This is a genomic window from Vibrio sp. Y20_XG_PY13, assembly GCF_024181925.1.
Taxonomy (GTDB): Bacteria; Pseudomonadota; Gammaproteobacteria; order Enterobacterales; family Vibrionaceae; genus Vibrio; species Vibrio parahaemolyticus.
This window is the reverse complement of record NZ_JAMZAL010000007.1, coordinates 71,643-91,627: the sequence shown is the minus strand read 5'-3', so window position 1 is coordinate 91,627 and position 19,985 is coordinate 71,643. Positions and strand designations below refer to the sequence as shown.

The following is a 19,985-nucleotide window of genomic DNA, read 5'->3' as shown; positions in this document are numbered from 1 at the left end:
GGTTAATTATCCATTTTTTAATATTTTCTTGATGTCGTCCTCATTCTTGTAAGAGGAGTGGATCTTGATCAGGCCTTGGTTGATGGCATGTTGGCAAGCGGTTCTTATGTTACCGGTTGCAAAGCTCGCTGCTGGCGCGTTGTCTATGGCTTTCAAAAATACCCAATGACTTTGTTTATCTTTGAGGCTAACTTCGCGTGCAATGTGCGTCGCAAGTAGCAGTAAATCGAGCAGCTCTTCGTCATTGATAGCGGTGTAAGCACGAGGCAAGAACGGGTAGTCGCTGATGCCCATACGAATGATGCGATTGACGTTATGCTGAGTCGCAAATTCGTCTACCCACGCTTGGAATTTTTCAAACATGACTTCGGCAGAGGCGTCGCGGTCTGCGTTAGGTTCGATGTAGAGTAAGTTTGCATCCGAGAAGTGGTATAAACGTGCCGGTTTTTCGATGCGCTCTGCTAGGTATTCACCGAATGCGCGTTCTAATTCCAAGCCCGCTTTGTAACCATTTTGAACGTACATGCTGCGTAAGAACGGTAGGTCGATCATCACAAAACGTAGTCGGTCGTTGAGCGGTTCATGGATAAGTTCACCCATTTGCCACTGTTCAAAAGTGTCACGCGATTTTTTCAGTGAGCGAGACAACTTCACGTTCAGCATGCGCAGATTACGTAAGCGAGAGCGGGAATGGGTAAAGAGGTCGTTACGAAGTTTTTCGATTTCACCCGCTTGGCGCTGCATGATCACGCCGCGGCGCATAATGAACAAAAACATAACCAGAACGGTGATGAATAGGGCAAAGGAAATTTTCTGGAACTTACGATGTTCCATTTCCACCTGCTCTAGACGCTCTGATTGACCGACATAGTGAATAGTCTGTTCCGCAAACTCTTTTTGCTGACGGAACGCATCTTCACTAATTTGGTTGAGTTGTTTTTGCTCCAAACGCACTAAGCTGGTGTATTTTTTGTACGCTTGCAGTGACAGTTGATATTCGCCCGCCTGTTCGTAACCCAAGCCCAACAAACGGTAAGATTGCTGTTTGATGAAGTTTTTGTTTTCCGGCGCTTTTTCGACAAGCTCTAAGGCTTTCTTCGCGTTTTCAATTACTTTTTTGCTGTCGTTCTGATGATAAGCGAGACCAGACTGAAGTAGGGCGGCTTTCGCTTCAAGTTGAGGGATATCCGCGTATTCCAGTAACTCTGTCGCACGTTCCAGATATTGCTCTGCAAGTGCGTAGTTGTAGAGTTGCAGGTAAGTCGCAGCCAAGCTCAACCGAATCTTAATGGTGCGATTGATATTACGACTGGTGCTTTCGTGATCCAGTACGTTGAAGTAGTGCACCAAAGCAAGATTGAACTTGCCTTGATAAAAATAGATGTCGCCCATTTGTTCAAGTACATCGGCCAAAATAGGGGAGCTTGGGTAAGAGTCGTAGAAATCTGCAGCCTGAGACAGATATTCAATGGCTTTGTCGTACACACGACGTTCTTGGAAAAGTCTCGCCAGCAAGCGGTTTACTTTGGCAAGGCGAGTACCGCTGTCACTTTCTATGGACTGCCAATAACCGTAAAGCAGTTCTGAAAGCGCAAGGTTGTATTTTTTACTGTTAAGGTAAAACTCACCAACAGAAGTGTAGTAATCAATTAAGGCCAAATCGGAACGACTGTCTTCAAGCATGCTTTTCGCTTGAGCATACAAACGCTCTGCGCCAACGTTATCGCCACGATGAGCCGCTAGTAGGGCTCGTTGCATCACTAGACGATAACGGACGCTGTCTGTACGTTGAAGTACAGAGTCGGCTTCGTCGAGCTGTTTTTCAATTTGATTGAGGGTGTCTTCGGCTGCTGAATAGTTGTGGTCGTACATCCAAATCATTTGGTTGCGCATGAGTTGCACATCCAAAGTCATGTAAGGCAGTTGATATTCTTTCGCGAGCTTTTCTGCTTCATTGAGGTTATCGATCGCTGAGCGGACATTGCCCATCGTATAGTCGGCTTGCGCAATGATCTTGTGTGCTTCGATGGTGCTGGCTGGGGTACGAATGCTGCGGTCGGTCTCTTCTCGAGACATCGCAGAAGGGCTGCCGCTTTCTTTACGTTCGGTCAGTTCGCGTTGCGATAAGTAGTTTTTGGCTGCTTGCTTTGCTTGAGCTGGCTCTATCTCAGCCAGTTGTTGTGCTTCGTTAAGCAAAGCTGAATATAAAATGGTCGCGTGAAGTGGCTGTGCCAAGAGTAGACAAAAAAAGCCTATTAATTTAATTAGACGCGAACTGTCCCAAAACATTCTTTTCGTTCCCTCGAACTGTTTTAGATAGCGGATAAACCCAAATGACTTCAACTTGCTTTTTATAGCCGGTTGAAGTCGTTTGCTATAGTAACATGCTTGGGCAATAAAAACGCCCGGCAATCCTTTTGATTGCCGAACTTATTTCTGCCTATCACGCTATTATTGACGAGCCATGCGATGATTATGAGCTGGCTTATCTTGTTCTGTCGAACGGTAAGGGTTGATATCCAAGCCGCCACGACGAGTGTAACGCGCAAACACAGTCAAGTTGTTTGGTTGGCAGTATTTCATCAGGTCAGTGAAAATACGTTCTACACATTGCTCATGGAACTCGTTGTGTTCACGGAAAGACACCAAATAGCGCAGCAACTTCTCACGATCGATCTTGGCACCTTGGTAGCGAATTTCAACGCTGCCCCAGTCTGGCTGGTTGGTGATCAAACAGTTCGATTTCAATAGGTGGCTATGCAGCACTTCTTCCACTTGATCTTCGCCAGCAGCACCTGCTAGCAAATCAGCATCAAAATCGTAGCTGTTGATTTCAATGTCTTGGTCGTCAATGCATTCGCCTTCCATTGTCACGATAGGTTGGTTGGTGTAGTGACCTACAGGGTTCACTTCGACCAATACCTTTTCGCCCGCGCATGCGGATAGGTCTTGCGTTAAACGCTCTGCTACTTCTTCCCAACTCGCGAAACGGGTTTGGTTATAGCTGTTTAGGTAGAGCTTAAATGACTTCGACTCAATTAAGTTTGCACTGGTTGCAGGAATGTACACTTCACCAACGGCCACTTGAGGCAAGCCTCTGCTGTTTAGCCAAGACAGTTCGTACAGAGTCCAAATGTCATGTCCCAAGAAAGGTAAGGTGTCGCCTAGTTCAAGGTCATCACGGTTTAGGCTGCGAGGTACAGGTTGCAGTAGGCTTGCATCGTACTGGTTAGCGTACTCAGTCTTTTTGCCCAGCGTCAGGCCAGCAAGCTCTTTAGCGTCAGAATATTTGCTCATACTTTGTGGTCGTTTTCGATTAGAATGGCGAGAATTTTACTGAATCCGCTGATTAATTGCTATCCGGCAAATTCTGCTATCTGACAAATAAGGAATGAGGAGACCTTCATGACCCAAACCGTTACTCAGGCGCTACAAGACTTCAGCCTGCGCTACCAACAAGCTTGGCAAAATAAGCATAATGAATTGCCTCGCAATGAGGAGCTTGCTGATCTTGTTTCTCCATGTGTCGAAGAGAAGTGTGACGGCGTGGTATTGTGGAAAGCATTCCCGCGAGAAGAGATGGCGGATTTTACTAACGTTGAAAATGCGATTGAGTTGACGCTGCATGAAGACATTAAAGCGTTTTATGGATCTCAATACAGTGCGGATATGGACGCAACGTGGCAGACGAATCCTCTGACATTGCTTCAAGTTTGGAGTGATGACGATTTTGTTCGTTTACAAGAGAACATTTTGGGTCACTTGGTGACGCAGCGTCGTCTAAAGCTAAAACCGACGGTGTTTATTGCAGCGACGGATGCAGAATTGGACGTGATTTCAATTTGTAACTTAACGGGCAATGTAATTTTAGAGCGTTTAGGAACAGATAAGCGCGAAGTGCTCTCAGAGAATGTTGTGGAGTTTTTGGCCAAAATTGAGGCTGCGGTGTAAGCATGTACGTTGTTGAGTTGCAATTTGAGTGTTTTGATAACACCACCGTCAGTGCGGTAGATAAAGCCATTAACGGTTTGATGGATGCGTTACGTTACAACGGCCAAGTGCTAGGTCGTGAATTCCCGATAGTGATGGGCGATGGTGAATTTTTTGTGCGCGTGGTTTGCCCGGAACAAGACAGTTTGCATCCGCGTTATCATTCAGATTTCGTTAAAGTGTGCATGAATCGTTTGTCGGATGCGTCTTTGCTTGCGCCGAAAATGCGTATGCTTGGTCGTGATTTAAATTCAGAACAAGCGGCCGAAGACGAAGCGCCAAGTTGGCAAGTGCTCTACACGACGTATGTGCACACATGCTCGCCACTGCGCAGTGGTGAAACCTTGTTGCCAATTCCACTGTATCGTAATGATCCGACACTCAATGGCGATCATAAAGCGGTCATCAAATGGCAGACGGAATGGCAAGCGTGCGATGAAATCCAAATGGCGGGCGGGTGCCGCGCGGAGCATGCGGCGCTGCACGAAATTTGCGACGTAGACAGTGTGTTGTTCCGCCGCGGTTGGGATTTGCGTGGTCGTATCGAATACATCACCAAGATTCCAACTTACTATTACCAGTATCGCGTAGGCGGTCAGTCGTTGGAGAGCGAGAAAGCACGTAAGTGTCCGAAGTGTGGTGGAGAATGGCTGCTTGATGAGCCATTACATGACATCTTCTATTTTAAGTGCGACTCGTGCCGAATTGTTTCGAACATCTCTTGGGATCATATTAAATAGGTTCTCACCTGACGTAACTTGATAGATTGAGAAAGACTAAAAAGGGCTGATGTTTTCACATCAGCCCTTTTGTTTTCGAATAGTTCGGTTTTAGAAAAGCGGGATTACCAACCTTTCACTACGCCGCCTTTGAATAGTTTTTTCGCTGCTTCGTAAACTTCTTCAGTTTGGTAAGCTTTTACGAAGTTTTGTACGTTTTGAGCATTAACGTTCTCTTCACGCGCTACGATTAGGTTTACGTATGGAGATTCTTTATCTTCAACAAACACACCGTCACGCTCTGGAGACAGGTCGATAGAGCTTGCGTAAGTGGTGTTAATGATAGACAGCGTTACGTCATCCAGAGAACGAGGAAGTTGCGGTGCTTCTAGCTCAATGATTTCAATGTTCTTCGGGTTGCCTACGATGTCACGTACTGTAGCGAGTAGACCAACGCCATCACGTAGAGTGATCAAACCTTGTTGCTCAAGAAGCAGTAGTGAGCGACCTAGGTTGGTTGGATCGTTTGGAACCGCGATGCGTGCGCCATCTTGAATTTCATCCACAGATTTTACTTGCTTTGAGTACCCTGCGATTGGGTAAACAAACGAGTTACCTGCGATAGCTAGTTTGTAGCCGCGATCTTTAACTTGTTGATCTAGGTAAGGTTTGTGTTGGAAAGCGTTCGCGTCTACAGAGCCGTCATCTAGCGCAGCGTTTGGTGTTACGTAGTCCGTGAACGTAACCAGTTCAACGTCTAGGTTGTACTTTTCTTTCGCTACTTTTGCCGCTACTTCAGCAACTTGCGCTTCAGCACCTGCAATTACGCCAACTTTTACCTTGTTTACGTCCACTTCTTTATCGCCACAACCCGCTAGAACAAGAGCAGAAGCAGCAGTTGCTACAGTCAAAAGACCTTTAAGGCTAAATTTCATGTTTATCTCCTTATAATATGTATTTTCAATGCTTATCGGTGGTCTACACGGCGCACCACTGCGTCACCGATAGACTGAATAATTTGTACTAGAACAATCAACATCACAACGGTTACTGCCATGATAGTAATGTCGTAACGGTGGAAGCCGTATCGGATGGCTACGTCACCGAGGCCGCCGCCGCCAACCGTTCCTGCCATCGCAGAGTAGCTCACTAATGTCACTAGAGTAATCGTCACTGAGTTAACAATAGTCGGCATTGCTTCTGGTAGGAGAACTTTTGTGATGATTTGCGTTGGTGTTGCGCCCATGGATTGCGCAGCCTCAACCAAGCCAGTTGGTACTTCCAGCAATGCCCCTTCAATGAGACGAGCGACAAACGGAATCGCACCAATAGTCAGCGGAACGATTGCCGCAGTTGTACCAATGAAAGTGCCCACTAACATCTTAGTTACTGGAATGATCGCAACCATCAAAACAAGGAAAGGAACTGAGCGCCCAACGTTAACCACTGCACCAAGAATTCCGTTCAGTTTGGTGTTTTCTAGTAAGCCGCCTTTCTTAGTAATATGCAGAATCACTCCCAATGGAATGCCGACCGCAAAACCAACTACGCCCGCAACCGCGACCATGTAGATGGTTTCCCACGTAGCACCTAAAAGTAGTTTGCTGTTTAAACTTAGCCATTCAAAAATCGTATTAAAGGACATAACCAAGTACCTCTACTTTTACGTTGTGCTCGCGCAGATATTCAATTGCTGCACTGTCGTCTTGTTCATTACCAAACAGCTCTGCGACCATCATGCCGAACTTAACGCCGCCGGCGTAATCAAGATCGGAACTCAGAATGCTGACGTCGATGTTGTACTTACGCGAAATCTGCGACATCAACGGTGCATCTACGGTTGCGCCAGTAAACTCCATACGGACAAGAGGGTAGCTGCCTTCAACGCGATTTGGTTGCAAACGCGCTTGGTAATCTTCTGGAATGGAAAGATCCAATGTGGAACGAATGAACTCGTGAGCCAGTTCCGTTTTAGGGTGCGCAAAAATATCGCCAACCGTGCCTTTCTCAACCAATTCACCACCACCGATGATCGCCACTTCGTGACAGATGCTTTTTACCACTTCCATTTCGTGGGTGATCAGTAGAATCGTGATGTTGAGTTTGCGGTTGATTTCTTTTAATAGCTCAAGGATGGATTGAGTTGTTGCAGGATCCAATGCGCTGGTGGCTTCGTCACACAACAGTACGCTTGGGTCGGATGCCAATGCACGAGCAATAGCCACACGTTGTTTTTGACCGCCACTTAGGTTGGACGGATAGCTTTCGTGCTTGTCCGCTAAGCCAACGAGCTTTAGCAACTCAGTCACTTTTGTTGTGATTTGCGATTTGTCTTTGCCAGCCAGTTCCAGTGGTAGAGCCACGTTATCAAACACAGTACGAGACGAAAGCAGATTGAAGTGCTGGAAGATCATGCCAATGTTGCGGCGCGTTTCGACCAACTGCTTTTTGCTGAGTGTTGTTAAATCAACGTCATCAACGATGATGGAGCCAGAGCTTGGTGCTTCTAGCATGTTTACACAGCGGATCAGCGTACTTTTACCAGCGCCTGATGAACCGATAACACCGAAGATGGTGCCCTTGGCGATGTGTAGGTTAATGTCTTTCAGGGCAAGGATTTCCTTACTGCCTTGGTAGAACACTTTATTGACGTTTTTTATTTCTATCATGTTTCAACCTGCCCAGAGATAAGGGGAACTTCGCTGTCAAAAACGGCCTTTGACAGAACTTAATTTTGAGCTTTATCTCAATTCTCAGTTGATGCTATGGGTTAACCAGAATGAAGTCAATAGATATTTTTACGTCTAGACGTCTAAATGTATGGATGTTCTGTTTTGGAAAGAAAGAGGCGTAGATAACAACAAGAAGATGAGCGGAGGGGCCCCCTCAGATTTACCGATTCTTGCCCAACAAATCAACCGTTTTGTCGAGGCCTAGAACGAATTAGATAGTGTTGAAGTTTATAAGGTATGTAATAATCTGATTAAACCGAGTTAATAGAGAAATACGTTTTGGCAAAACCTGCTGTTTTTATCGATCGTGACGGCGTGATCAACGTTGACCACGGCTACGTTCATGACGAACATGATTTTGAGTACATTGACGGTGTGTTTGAAGCGACAAAAGCGCTGAAAGATAAAGGTTACCTGTTGGTGCTTGTAACGAATCAATCGGGCATCGCACGCGGTAAATTCAGTGAAGACCGTTTCTTGTCTCTGACACAATGGATGGACTGGAACTTCGTTGATAATGGCGTTGAGTTTGATGGTTTTTACTACTGTCCACATCATCCTGAGCATGGCATCGGTGACTACAAGCAAGATTGTGATTGCCGTAAACCTAAACCTGGTATGTTTATCTCTGCTCGCGACTTCTTGAAGATCGACATGGAAAAATCTGTGATGATTGGTGATAAAGCCGAAGACATGATGGCAGCAGAAGCCGCAGGTGTTGGCACTAAGATTCTGGTTCGCACAGGTAAGCCAATCACCGAGCAAGGTGAAGCATTAGCTACAGTAGTGCTCGATAGCATCGCAGATGTGCCAGCGTATTTACAAAAATAACACCACAATTTGCATGTTTAAGGGAAGCGTTTGCTTCCCTTTTCTTTTATTGCTGTTAAAGTTCAGTCACCTAAGCATTCATCCATTCTAGTTTGATCACTTATGAGCAAAAAACTCACCATTCTTGATATCGCGAAATTGGCAGGCGTTGGCAAATCAACAGTAAGCCGTGTGCTTACCAACGATCCAAAAGTGAAACCTCAAACGCGAGAGAAAGTAGAGCAAATCATTCGTGAATCTGGCTATGTACCGTCCAAATCTGCGCAATCAATGCGTGGCGGTAGCCAAAAAGTCATTGGAGTTATTATCTCCCGTCTGGACTCACCATCCGAAAATCGTGCTGTTGGTACAATGCTCAATGCATTGTATTCCGCTGGTTATGATGCAGTGATCATGGAGAGCCAATTTGATCGCGACAAAACCAACGAGCATCTAAACGTGCTTAAGCGTCGCAATGTGGATGGGGTGATTGTGTTTGGCTTTACTGGGTGCGATGAGCAAGCCTTAGCTGAGTGGGGCAATCGCATTGTGGTGATTGCGATGGATACCAATAACGTCTCTTCCATCAATTATGATAACCAAGGCGTGATAGACATGGCTTTGTCTCATCTTGAGCAGCAATCTCTCTCTCGCATTGCTTATATTGGTGTTGATCCTGAAGACAAAACCACAGGCTTGGCGCGTTTAAATGCTTATAAAGCTTGGTGTCAACGTAAACAACTCACACCTTGTTTCCAAACCGGTAAGCTTAGCCATGAAAGTGCTTATCAATTGGTGGATCACGTTCTAAAAGCAGACACGCAAGCCATTGTGTGTGCCAGCGATACCATTGCATTGGGCGTAATTAAGCGTCTTCAAGAGTTAGGCCGTGAAGACGTGGTCGTGACAGGCGTGGGTGGTAACGAGTTGCTTTCTTTCCTTTTCCCTAAAGTATTTAGTGTTGACCCAGGTTATACCCTTGCGGGTGAAAAGTCCGCTAAGATGCTGATTAATCAATTAAATGGCGATGAAGAAGTCGTTCACTTCACTCAACATCCTGTTTGCCGTTAACCCGTTCTAAAACGATCTGCTCTAAAATTATACTGTGATCATTCTCAATTAATGGGACTGTTCCCATTTTGTTTTTTGTCTTTGGGTGGCAATATTAAAATTAAGAAATGGGAATGTTCCCATTTATAAAAATAAAATGATGAATCGAATGTATCCAATACAGGGTGGACAAAGTTATGAGTAAGATTGCGCGTAAAGACGTGGAGCGTCTTATTGAGCTGGTCGGGGGGCCGGACAATATTGCCAGTGTAAGCCACTGTTTAACTCGCTTGCGTTTTGTTCTAAATGATACCGACAAAGCGGACACGAAACAGTTAGAAGCCTTGCGTATGGTGAAAGGCTGTTTTACCAACGCAGGTCAATTCCAAGTTGTCATCGGCACTGAAGTTGATGAGGTTTACAAAGTACTGATCGAGCTAAGCGGTAAAAGTGAAGCGAGCAAAGACGAATCCAAGAACGCTGCTCGTCAAAACATGAATATTGTTGAGCGCGGTATTTCCCACCTTGCAGAAATCTTTGTACCACTGTTGCCTGCGATCATTACTGGTGGTTTGATTCTTGGTTTCCGTAATGTGATTGGCGACATTAAGATGTTTGATGGTCAAACCCTAACGGAAATTAGTCAGTTTTGGGCGACTGTTCACTCATTCCTATGGTTAATTGGTGAAGCGATTTTCTTCTTCCTACCCGTTGGTGTGTGTTGGTCGACCGTGAAAAAGCTCGGCGGTACACCGATTCTGGGTATCACGCTCGGTGTGACATTGGTTTCGCCGCAGTTAATGAACGCCTACCTGATTGGTAAGCAAGTACCTGAAGTGTGGGACTTTGGGTTGTTTGCGATTGAGAAAGTCGGTTACCAAGCGCAGGTGATTCCCGCGATGTTAGCAGGTATCGCACTAGCGTTTATCGAAACACGCTTAAAACGCATCATTCCGTCTTACCTTTACCTAGTAGTAGTACCGTTTGTTTCCATCATTGTGTCTGTGATTCTTGCGCACTCTATCATTGGCCCATTCGGTCGTATGTTGGGTGACGGCGTTGCTTTCGCAGCAAAAGCAGCCATGACGGGTGACTTTGCGATGATTGGTTCAACTATCTTCGGCTTCTTATACGCGCCACTTGTGATCACAGGTATCCACCACACAACCAACGCCGTTGACTTGCAGTTGATGCAAGAATTGGGTGGCACGCCGATTTGGCCTTTGATTGCACTATCGAACATTGCTCAAGCATCGGCAGTGGTTGGCATCATTATCATCAGTAAAAAGCAGGATGAGCGTGAAATCTCAGTGCCTGCGGCGATTTCCGCCTACCTTGGCGTAACTGAGCCAGCCATGTACGGCATCAACTTGAAATACAAGTTCCCAATGTTGAGCGCGATGATTGGTAGTGCATGTGCTGCTGCTATTTGTGGTAGTGCGGGCGTAATGGCGAACGGTATCGGCGTAGGCGGCTTGCCGGGTATCTTATCTATCCAGCCGCAGTTCTGGGGCATCTTTGCTCTGGCGATGCTAGTCGCGATGGTGGTACCTGCCGCATTAACGTTAATTCTCTATAAGCGTGCACAAGCGAAAGGTGAGCTTGAAGCGGCAAACGCGTAATTCAATTTGAGGCAGTGACTTGGCTGCCTCCTCCTGTTTTTCTTTTCAAATTTTAAGTTTCCGATTACTGGTAAGTGAGTGTTAGAAATGGCTATGACCAAGCATGATGAGAGCTGGTGGAAAACCGCAACCATCTACCAAATTTACCCAAAAAGCTTTTGTGACAGTGGCAGTAAAGGCACGGGCGACATTCAAGGGATCATTTCTAAACTGGATTATCTAAAACATCTTGGTGTGGATGCGATTTGGCTGACGCCAGTGTATCAGTCTCCTATGGTTGATAACGGTTATGACATTTCCGATTACTACGCGATCAATCCACAGTTCGGCACTATGGAAGATTTCGATACCTTGCTGGCAGAAGCGCATCAGTTGGGTATTCGTATCATCATGGACATTGTAGTGAACCACACGTCGACTGAGCATCATTGGTTCCAATCCGCGTTAGGGGACAAAAACAGCCCATACCGTGACTACTACATCTGGAAAGATCCGGTTGATGGCTCTGAACCTAACAACTGGCAATCGAAGTTTGGAGGCAATGCTTGGGAATTGGATGACGCGACAGGGCAGTACTACTTGCACCTTTTTGCTAAAGAGCAGGCGGATTTGAACTGGGAAAACCCAGTGGTGCGTGAAGAAGTCAAAGAAGTCATCAGTTTCTGGGCAGACAAAGGCGTGGATGGTTTCCGTCTCGACGTCATCAACCTGATTTCTAAACAGCAAGACTTCCCAAGTGATGATATTGGCGATGGCCGCCGTTTCTATACGGATGGTCCTCGCGTGCACGAATATCTGCAAGAAATCAGCGAAGCCGTGTTTCAAAAGTACGGCAGCGTGACGGTGGGGGAAATGTCTTCGACCACGCTAGAGCACTGCCAGCAATACTCTTCATTAAATGGCAAAGAGCTGTCGATGGTGTTCAATTTTCACCACCTGAAAGTCGATTATCCGAATGGTGAAAAATGGACCAAAGCGCCGTTTGATTTCATTCAGTTAAAGCAGATCTTCAACCATTGGCAAACGGGCTTAAATGGCAAAGGGTGGGGGGCGCTGTTCTGGTGTAATCACGATCAACCTCGTGTGGTCAGCCGCTTAGGTGATGATAAACAATACCGCGTTGAGTCGGCGAAAATGCTGGCGGCGTCTGTACATATGATGCAAGGCACACCGTATGTTTATCAAGGTGAAGAGATTGGTATGACCAACCCAGGTTACACCGAGATCAGCCAGTACCGTGACGTAGAAAGCACCAACATGTATGACATTATGGTCAACCGTGATGGTGTATCACACGAGGAGATGATGGCGATTTTGGCGCAGAAGTCGCGTGATAACTCACGTACACCAATGCAATGGAACAGCCAAAAGCACGCTGGTTTTACCGAAGGCACACCGTGGCTTGAGGTGGCGCAGAATTACTCTGAAATCAACGCAGAAGCAGCGGTTGCTGATTTGAACTCGGTGTTCTACTTCTACAAACGTTTGATTGAGCTACGTAAACAGGTTCCGGTGATCACCGATGGCCGTTATGAAGATTTACTGCCAGAGCATCAACGCATTTTTGCTTACGCTCGCCAGAACGACAAACAAACGCTGCTGTGTATCAATAACTACTACGCTGAAGAGGTGGAATGCGTTCTGCCAGAACGTTTTGATATGAGTAAAGCGAAAAACTTGCTATCCAATTATCAAAACTCAGCGAGCGCAGTCGCATCAAACCATCAAGTGTTACGACCTTACGAAACTCGTATTTTATTGATAGAAGAATAAACTCGGGTGTCATCACCCCTGGGATTGATGTTCGAGATGAAGGCTTTGGTGTGCTCCCCAAAGCCTTCTTTTATTGAGATGCCGTATTTCTAAAAGATGCGAGCTTATTTTGTTTCAATCGCTGTTAGCTGCACTTTCTCTTCGTTGATTTGTACTTGTTGTACTTTTAGTAGTTCGATTTGCTCAATCAGACCTAAGCTCGGGTTAAACCAACGTTCTGCTGAAGTGGCGAACTCCATTGAGTCCATATCATCGCAGTTTAGGTTGTAAGTATTCTCTTCCGTCAGGTACGCCGCTTCAATTGTCTTGCCCGAAATCGAGAACGTTTTACGTACGCCAGTCTCTCGGATTTGCTGTTGCCAAACCACTTGGCAAGATGCTGTCATTGGCAGGTGTTGTACCCACTCATGTTCTTCAAAACTGTCTAACAGGTGGTGTACTGCGTTGCCTGTAAGAGTGGTTTGCAGAGACATGGTTTCTTCACCGATATCAATGTTCGGGCTTTTCTCTTTTACGTCGTTACCGTTCAGGCGGAAAATCGGGCTACTGTGCATTAGCATGGCAATAAACTGATTGCCAATAGAATAAACGTCGGTGACTTCATGAAGTGCACCATCAGAGCCTGCAAAATAAAGTGTATTGCTCTCTTCTTCGTTATTGAACTGTTCGTCAGAGTAATAGAACTGTTGAGCGCCGTAGTTCACCAAGTCATTAACCAACTGGATGATTGCCTCGCTGTTTGGGATTTGTGCCAATGCTGCCAATATTTGCTCGCTATCCATCGCTTGAAAGCTCAGCTTCATGTCACCTTCAGATTGGCCATCCAAGCTAAACGAATAGCTAAGTTGTGTGTTTGTCTCGGGAGCGAAAATGGAGTTTTGAATCGCGATGTCGAAACTTTCTTGAGGCACTTTGTTTGGATTAGCACCGCCAGAAGACGAACCTCCGCCACAGCCGTAAAGAGCCAGAGTTGCTGCTGCGATAAGCGTCATTTTGTTTAGCATGGTTTACATTCCTGATTGATAAGGCCGCTTCATGTTGGGCCGTTGCTTGAATGCGAGCATGCTAAGTTCAGTGAGATAAAAAGGGCAAAAAACAAAAGCTAATAGCGCTTAACGAAAGCTTAATTTTATATTTAGGCCTTTGTTTTATTTGGGCTTATTTCGTTAGCTACGTTGGTGCAATACTCATTGATGAGCGCTTTCCATCGGCTGATAATTTCTTGATCGGTCAAACTGACATGCAACGTTTTCCATGGTTGAAGGCAAGTTTCTTTCGATTCTGATTGAGAAAGACGTTCAAACAATGTCTCGGAGGGTAAAACGCGCAGCAGTGCCACCAGTGATTCCATGTAGTTGAGACGGAACTGTTCAAGTTTGTTTTGCTTATAAGCGATGTGAGACACAAACGTATAAATCAGCGCGTTTTGAATGCGTGAGTCGCCATCTGGAGTAGTCAACAGAACTTTTGCTCGGTCTAGGTTACCTAGTTTGAAATGCAATACGCCCAACCAGAGGCTTAGCTCATCCGGCAAAACATCGAACGACGACTGCACTTGCGTCAAATACGCTTCCAGCTTTTGGGGCTCTTGCTCGTACAACGCGAGATGCCTTGCGGTTGTGATAGCTGCAAACTCATCAGCTTGTTGGAGAGGTTGGTTAGAAAAGACATTCTCAAACAGCATTTTTTGGTGAACGTCTGACAGCTGCCATGTGCTTGCCGAAGGTGCAGGCAAGTTGAAGTATTGCGCGACATCCGAGTGAATTTGGAATATGTCCGATTGTAGGTCGGATAAGCGCAGTGTGTATTCATTGCGAAATGCCAGCTTCCCTGTCGCAGGATAAATAAGGTTCATCTGCGCTTTCAAGGTACCTGATTCTGCGCCGTCTTTTAACTCTATGTTGAGTTCGTAATCACTGGTCTGCATATTTCGTGCACCAGGGAAATACGGTGTATGACCAATGGGATCCAGAAAGTAACTTGGAGCGTCTTGGTTAGCTATGTCGGTATATGGATATTCGACTTGTTGTTGAAGTAAGACGGCTTTGACTAGTGTGCGATATTTTCGCGCCTGAGAGCCGATTGCATCGACACGGTTGAGCAGCAACTCGACTTTGGGGATAAGTAACTGATGACGTGTTTGTTGTGTTGAAATCTCTTGGCGTTGCCATAACAAGCTTGCGAGCGTCACGCTACAAACCGCAAGTATGGCGCACAAGCCATAAGCAAAAATTAGCTTGAAGTTCTTATTACTCGCAACCTGAGTTGGAATAACGCGTCGATGGCTTTTCGCCGGTGGTATTAAACGGATATTGGCAGGGTTAAGAAAATAGCCCTTGCGAGGATAAGTGACCAAGAGCTTAGCCGCATCGTACTCGGGTAGGTGTTGCTGTAGCAGCGCACGTAAGGTGCTAATGCGGTTAGTGAGCACATTCTTGGAGATGAATTTGCTCTGCCAAATGGTTTCGATAATGGTGTCGGCAGAGAGCGGATGCCCCACGCTTGTTAGCAGCAGTTCTAATAACTCAATGGTACGAGGTTCGAGATCAATCGCGATAGTGTCTTGATGAAGAGTCTGAGTTTTCGGATTGTAGACCAACTCGCCAATCGCAATACAACTGTGAGTTTGTTTGGCTTGTTGTAGAAAGTCGCGCATACCGTACCGAGTTATTTGGAAATCGCGAAATATTATATAGTTATTGAAGCGCGAAATCTTATAAATCGCGCGTCAATTATCATCAAAAGTTTATGAACCGTAGGTAACGGAATATCGGTGTGGTTTGTGATTCATCGCCAATACGACATTCAGTGCAAAGGCACCCAAAATCGAAAGGCCAATCACCTCTGGAGTGACAAAGAAGAACGAAGCAAACAGGATACATGCATCGATTGCCATCTGGCTTTTGCCAACAGAAATGCCAAACTTGTCCTGAATAAACAAACACAACACGTTAAAGCCACCTAGGCTGGAGCGATGTCGGAACAAAATCAGCATACCTAATCCCATCAATAGGCCACCTGCTACCGCGCAATAAATTTCGTTAACGGATTCGAGTGAGATCAGCAAATAAAGGTGATCGGCAAAGATAGAAACCAAAGCGCCAGAAATAGCGCTATTGATTGCGAAATGACGGCCGAAGCGTTTCCATGCGAGTAAGTAAAAAGGACAGTTTGCCAAAAAGTACAGCACACCAAAGGTAAAAGGTGTAAATTGGCTTATTAGCAATGCCAATCCAGTCGTGCCTCCTGTTAGAAGGTTCGCGGATTGGAGAAAGAAAACGCCCTGAGCTACCAAAAAGGTACCAGTGAGAATTGCTATCCAGTCTTCTTTTCTTGAGTGTTTTTCCATCAAAATTGCAGTCATCGGTGAGAAATAAGGCGTGCATAGTAGTAAAAAGATGATCTTTTCGGTAGCTAGAGGGTAAAATTTGCGGTAAACCTATGTAATTGCTGTTTTACAGGGTGTAAAGCACAAAATTGACAGGCAATAAATCGTGGTTGAACAATTGCAACATCACCATGATAACTATTGCTTGTCATCATGAAAAAACTGCATGAGAAAAATTGTAAATTTCTCTTTATGACCTAGATCAAATTATGTAGAATGCGCGCCATTGATGCGACGAAAACGTTTGCGTTAGGTCGTTAACCAGTTTTTTTGCAACTTTCAGTACTAATCTGAGTCAGGAGATACAGATGCTTAAGCGTGATATGAACATCGCAGATTACGATGCGGAACTGTTCGCAGCTATCCAGGAAGAAACCCTTCGCCAGGAAGAACACATTGAACTTATCGCTTCTGAAAACTACACAAGCCCACGTGTAATGGAAGCGCAAGGTTCTCAGCTAACGAACAAATACGCTGAAGGCTACCCAGGCAAGCGTTACTACGGCGGTTGTGAGTACGTAGATAAAGCAGAACAGCTTGCTATCGATCGTGCATGCAAACTATTCGGTTGTGAGTACGCGAACGTACAACCTCACTCAGGTTCTCAAGCAAACAGCGCAGTTTACATGGCGCTTCTTAACCCAGGCGATACAGTACTAGGTATGAGCCTAGCGCACGGTGGTCACCTGACTCACGGTTCTCCAGTAAACTTCTCTGGTAAGCATTACAACGTTATCCCTTACGGTATCGATGAAGCGGGTCAAATCAATTACGACGAGATGGAACAGCTAGCGCTTGAGCACAAGCCTAAGATGATCATCGGTGGTTTCTCTGCTTACTCGCAAATCGTTGATTGGAAGCGCATGCGTGAAATCGCGGACAAAGTAGATGCTTACCTTTTCGTTGATATGGCACACGTAGCTGGTCTTATCGCAGCAGGCGAATACCCAACACCTGTTCCACACGCTCACGTAGTAACAACAACGACGCACAAAACACTAGCAGGCCCTCGCGGTGGTCTTATCTTGTCTAATGCTGGCGAAGATATGTACAAGAAGCTGAACTCAGCTGTGTTCCCTGGTGGTCAAGGTGGCCCTCTAATGCACGTTATCGCTGGTAAAGCAGTAGCGTTCAAAGAAGCGATGGAGCCAGAGTTCAAAGCTTACCAAGCTCGCGTAGTGAAAAACGCAAAAGCAATGGTTGGTCAGTTCCAAGAGCGTGGCTACAAAATCGTATCTAACGGCACAGAAAACCACTTGTTCCTTGTTGATCTAATCGACAAAGACATCACTGGTAAAGATGCAGACGCGGCACTAGGTGCAGCAAACATCACAGTAAACAAGAACTCAGTACCAAATGACCCACGCAGCCCATTCGTAACATCTGGTATTCGTGTAGGTACACCAGCGATCACTCGTCGTGGTTTTACTGAAGAAGATGCAAAAGATCTAGCAAACTGGATGTGTGACGTTCTAGATAACATCGGCAACGAAGAAGTTATCGAAGCGACTAAACAGAAAGTATTAGAAATCTGTAAGCGTCTGCCGGTTTACGCCTAATTGTTCTGCCTGATTCGCGCTATTTCTGCGTCAAAGGTGCTCATTTGCAGTTGTAAACTGCGCGCCTTTTCCCTGAACTAGAAACGAATCAGTTTGAAAATACTAAAGGTCCTCAACAGAGGGCCTTTTTGTTTGTCTGGCGTCTGGGATTGTTTAATCGTGCCATCGAATAAAAGAAAGTGGTGCAGGGCATCTCTTGTTTGGCAGATACAAAAAAGGTTGGCACTAAGCCAACCTTTTCAGTTTTCGAGTTCAAGATGCTTATTTGATCTCAAGACCTTGTGCCTGCATATCGGCATGGTATGAAGAGCGAACAAATGGACCACATGCTGCGTGCGTGAAGCCTAGCTCTAGTGCGACTTCTTTTAGCTCGTCAAACTCTGATGGTGGAACGTAACGTTCTACAGGCAAGTGGTGACGGCTTGGCGCTAGGTACTGACCTAGAGTTAGCATCGTTACACCGTGTGCACGTAGATCTTTAAGCACTTCGATGATTTCTTCTTTGGTTTCACCAAGGCCCATCATCAGACCTGATTTGGTCGGTACATCTGGATGCTGCTCTTTGAACTTCTTAAGAAGCTCAAGTGACCACTTGTAGTTCGCACCTGGGCGAGCTTTACGGTAAAGACGCGGTGCAGTTTCTAGGTTATGGTTGAAGACATCAGGCGGGTTGTCTTTCATCAGGTCAAGCGCTACGTCCATACGACCACGGAAGTCAGGAACAAGTGTTTCGATCTTGATGTCTGGATTTAACGCGCGGATCTCACGGTTACAATCGGCAAAGTGTTGTGCGCCACCATCACGTAGGTCGTCACGGTCTACTGAAGTAATAACAACGTACTTCAGTTTCATGTCGGCGATAGTTCTTGCCAGCTTTTGTGGCTCTTCTGCTTCTGGTGGTAATGGACGGCCATGAGCAACGTCACAGAAAGGACAACGACGAGTACAGATTGCACCTAGGATCATGAAGGTTGCTGTACCGTGGTTAAAACATTCCGCTAGGTTAGGGCAAGACGCTTCTTCACATACGGAGTGAAGCTTGTTCTTACGCATCGCAGCTTTGATGTCTTGAATTCGTTGGCTGTCGGCTGGTAGCTTGATCTTCATCCAATCAGGCTTACGTAGCACTTCTTTCTGCTCTGTAGGCATGTTCTTTACGGGAATCAATGCCATTTTATCGGCGTCACGATATTTAACGCCTTTTTCCATCTGGATTGGTTTGCTCATGCTTTATTACCTTGAGAAGGTGCTTCTGTGCTGAATTCTACTCGCTCGTAATCGAGCAAAGTAACGAGTTCTTCTATTAATTGTTTTTCTACGGTTTCTACGTCACTCGGGCCGTTAAATTGGCTCACTTGAACCATTTCCATGCCTGCATAACCACAAGGGTTGATGCGTAGGAACGGCGTTAAGTCCATATTTACATTCAGGGCTAACCCATGGAATGAGCAACCTTTACGAATACGTAGACCGAGAGAGCATATTTTCTTGCCATCGACGTAAACGCCAGGGGCGTCTGGTCTTGCGGCAGAGTCGATATTGTATGCTTTTAATGTGTTGATCACGAGGTTCTCGATGGTTGTAACGAGATCTCGTACGCCTAATTTTTTGCGACGTAGGTTGATCAAGAAGTAAGCCACGAGTTGACCAGGACCATGATAGGTTACCTGACCACCACGGTCACTTTGTACGACAGGAATATCACCAGTGTTAATTAAGTGCTCAGCTTTGCCTGCCTGCCCTTGGGTAAATACTGGGTTATGTTCTACCAACCAGACTTCATCAGGGGTTTCTTCTGTGCGTTGGTCGGTGAACTCATGCATCGCCTTCCATACAGGCTCATAGTCTTGGCGGCCAAGTCGTTTTACAACAAGTTGGTGTTGCATGGTAATTCCTGTCGCTAATATATAAAGTTTTTGGATTATAAACCGGATGACCCAGATGCTCTACCGCTGAGTAACAGATTTTTAACTGAAAGCACAAGGGTATCGAGTTATCTAGTTGATAAATAAAAAGAAAGCAGCCGAAGCTGCTTTCAAAAAAAATTTAATCTATCAAAAAATTATAGAACCATACGAACGATGTCGATTTCGCCCAATTCTTTGTATAGGGTTTCAACCTGCTCGATAGACGTTGCAGTGATGTTGATAGACACTGAGTGGTAGTTGCCTTTAGCGCTTGGTTTGACTTTTGGGCTGTAGTCACCTGGAGCATGGCGCTGGATTACTTCAAGAACGAGTTCTGGAAGCTCAGGCTTTGCATGACCCATTACCTTGTAAGTAAAAGAACAAGGGAACTCAAGCAGGTCTTTCAATTTTGCATCAGAGTTGATGGTTAGCATA

General features: G+C 45.7%; 18 protein-coding genes. 7 read left to right on the top strand and 11 right to left on the bottom strand.

Going from position 1 to position 19,985, the window contains the following annotated elements; genetic code table 11:
- Positions 1-6: 6 nt before the first annotated feature.
- Positions 7-2,289, bottom strand: a complete 2,283-nt coding sequence (locus NL646_RS16865; protein ID WP_253664469.1) for a tetratricopeptide repeat protein — start codon at positions 2,287-2,289, stop codon at positions 7-9.
- Between the two features lie 162 nt (positions 2,290-2,451).
- Positions 2,452-3,297 carry an NADPH-dependent 7-cyano-7-deazaguanine reductase QueF gene (gene queF / locus NL646_RS16860; protein WP_253664468.1) on the bottom strand — a complete coding sequence of 282 codons (846 nt, stop codon included), beginning with the start codon at positions 3,295-3,297 and terminating at the stop codon, positions 2,452-2,454.
- 108 nt (positions 3,298-3,405) lie between these two features.
- Between queF and syd the strand changes: the two genes are divergently transcribed.
- Together syd and NL646_RS16850 are read left to right on the top strand one after the other, a co-directional pair.
- Complete coding sequence (gene syd, locus NL646_RS16855; RefSeq protein WP_025521221.1) at positions 3,406-3,951, top strand: SecY-interacting protein; 546 nt, start codon at positions 3,406-3,408, stop codon at positions 3,949-3,951.
- 2 nt (positions 3,952-3,953) lie between these two features.
- Positions 3,954-4,730, top strand: a complete 777-nt coding sequence (locus tag NL646_RS16850; protein WP_005459158.1) for a Zn-ribbon-containing protein — start codon at positions 3,954-3,956, stop codon at positions 4,728-4,730.
- A gap of 104 nt (positions 4,731-4,834) precedes the next feature.
- Here the strand turns inward: NL646_RS16850 and NL646_RS16845 are convergent, their stop codons facing one another.
- Genes NL646_RS16845 through metN form a run of 3 tightly spaced genes read right to left on the bottom strand, consistent with a single transcriptional unit; the run spans position 4,835 to position 7,378 of the window.
- Positions 4,835-5,644: a MetQ/NlpA family lipoprotein gene (locus tag NL646_RS16845; protein WP_005459159.1), complete on the bottom strand. Its 810-nt coding sequence runs from the start codon at positions 5,642-5,644 to the stop codon at positions 4,835-4,837.
- Positions 5,645-5,676: 32 nt separating this feature from the next.
- Entirely contained in the window at positions 5,677-6,354 is a 678-nt protein-coding gene (locus tag NL646_RS16840) for a methionine ABC transporter permease (RefSeq protein ID WP_005459160.1), read from the bottom strand.
- Entirely contained in the window at positions 6,344-7,378 is a 1,035-nt protein-coding gene (gene metN, locus NL646_RS16835; RefSeq protein WP_025499999.1) for a methionine ABC transporter ATP-binding protein MetN, read from the bottom strand. Before metN ends, NL646_RS16840 begins: the two co-directional genes overlap by 11 nt.
- Before the next feature lie 342 nt (positions 7,379-7,720).
- Here metN and gmhB point away from each other — a divergent pair, with 342 nt between their 5' ends.
- The 4 genes from gmhB to treC all read left to right on the top strand — a co-directional run bounded on the left by gmhB (position 7,721) and on the right by treC (position 12,696).
- Complete coding sequence (gmhB, locus tag NL646_RS16830) at positions 7,721-8,272, top strand: D-glycero-beta-D-manno-heptose 1,7-bisphosphate 7-phosphatase (protein ID WP_005459163.1); 552 nt, start codon at positions 7,721-7,723, stop codon at positions 8,270-8,272.
- A gap of 102 nt (positions 8,273-8,374) precedes the next feature.
- On the top strand, positions 8,375-9,322 hold the full coding sequence (gene treR, locus NL646_RS16825) for a trehalose operon repressor TreR (RefSeq protein ID WP_005479596.1): 948 nt from the start codon (positions 8,375-8,377) through the stop codon (positions 9,320-9,322).
- A 176-nt stretch (positions 9,323-9,498) separates the two neighbouring features.
- Positions 9,499-10,923 carry a PTS trehalose transporter subunit IIBC gene (gene treB, locus NL646_RS16820; protein ID WP_024700102.1) on the top strand — a complete coding sequence of 475 codons (1,425 nt, stop codon included), beginning with the start codon at positions 9,499-9,501 and terminating at the stop codon, positions 10,921-10,923.
- Positions 10,924-11,010: 87 nt separating this feature from the next.
- Positions 11,011-12,696 (top strand): alpha,alpha-phosphotrehalase, encoded by a 1,686-nt coding sequence (gene treC, locus NL646_RS16815; RefSeq protein WP_253664467.1) that lies wholly within the window; start codon positions 11,011-11,013, stop codon positions 12,694-12,696.
- 104 nt (positions 12,697-12,800) lie between these two features.
- Here the strand turns inward: treC and NL646_RS16810 are convergent, their stop codons facing one another.
- The 3 genes from NL646_RS16810 to NL646_RS16800 form a co-directional block, all read right to left on the bottom strand.
- Positions 12,801-13,700, bottom strand: coding sequence for a hypothetical protein (locus NL646_RS16810; RefSeq protein WP_136677758.1), 900 nt, complete (start codon positions 13,698-13,700; stop codon positions 12,801-12,803).
- A gap of 131 nt (positions 13,701-13,831) precedes the next feature.
- Positions 13,832-15,352 carry a winged helix-turn-helix domain-containing protein gene (locus tag NL646_RS16805; RefSeq protein WP_253664466.1) on the bottom strand — a complete coding sequence of 507 codons (1,521 nt, stop codon included), beginning with the start codon at positions 15,350-15,352 and terminating at the stop codon, positions 13,832-13,834.
- A gap of 90 nt (positions 15,353-15,442) precedes the next feature.
- Positions 15,443-16,045, bottom strand: a complete 603-nt coding sequence (locus NL646_RS16800; RefSeq protein ID WP_005496223.1) for a YitT family protein — start codon at positions 16,043-16,045, stop codon at positions 15,443-15,445.
- A gap of 347 nt (positions 16,046-16,392) precedes the next feature.
- Between NL646_RS16800 and glyA the strand changes: the two genes are divergently transcribed.
- Positions 16,393-17,643 (top strand): serine hydroxymethyltransferase, encoded by a 1,251-nt coding sequence (gene glyA, locus NL646_RS16795; RefSeq protein ID WP_005479594.1) that lies wholly within the window; start codon positions 16,393-16,395, stop codon positions 17,641-17,643.
- A gap of 261 nt (positions 17,644-17,904) precedes the next feature.
- Here glyA and lipA read toward each other — a convergent pair whose 3' ends face one another.
- The 3 genes from lipA to ybeD all read right to left on the bottom strand — a co-directional run bounded on the left by lipA (position 17,905) and on the right by ybeD (position 19,984).
- Entirely contained in the window at positions 17,905-18,870 is a 966-nt protein-coding gene (gene lipA, locus NL646_RS16790) for a lipoyl synthase (RefSeq protein WP_005496220.1), read from the bottom strand.
- Entirely contained in the window at positions 18,867-19,529 is a 663-nt protein-coding gene (lipB, locus tag NL646_RS16785) for a lipoyl(octanoyl) transferase LipB (RefSeq protein WP_005488805.1), read from the bottom strand. The genes lipA and lipB overlap by 4 nt, the downstream gene beginning before the upstream one ends.
- Before the next feature lie 176 nt (positions 19,530-19,705).
- Complete coding sequence (gene ybeD, locus NL646_RS16780; protein WP_005488798.1) at positions 19,706-19,984, bottom strand: DUF493 family protein YbeD; 279 nt, start codon at positions 19,982-19,984, stop codon at positions 19,706-19,708.
- Position 19,985: the final 1 nt, after the last annotated feature.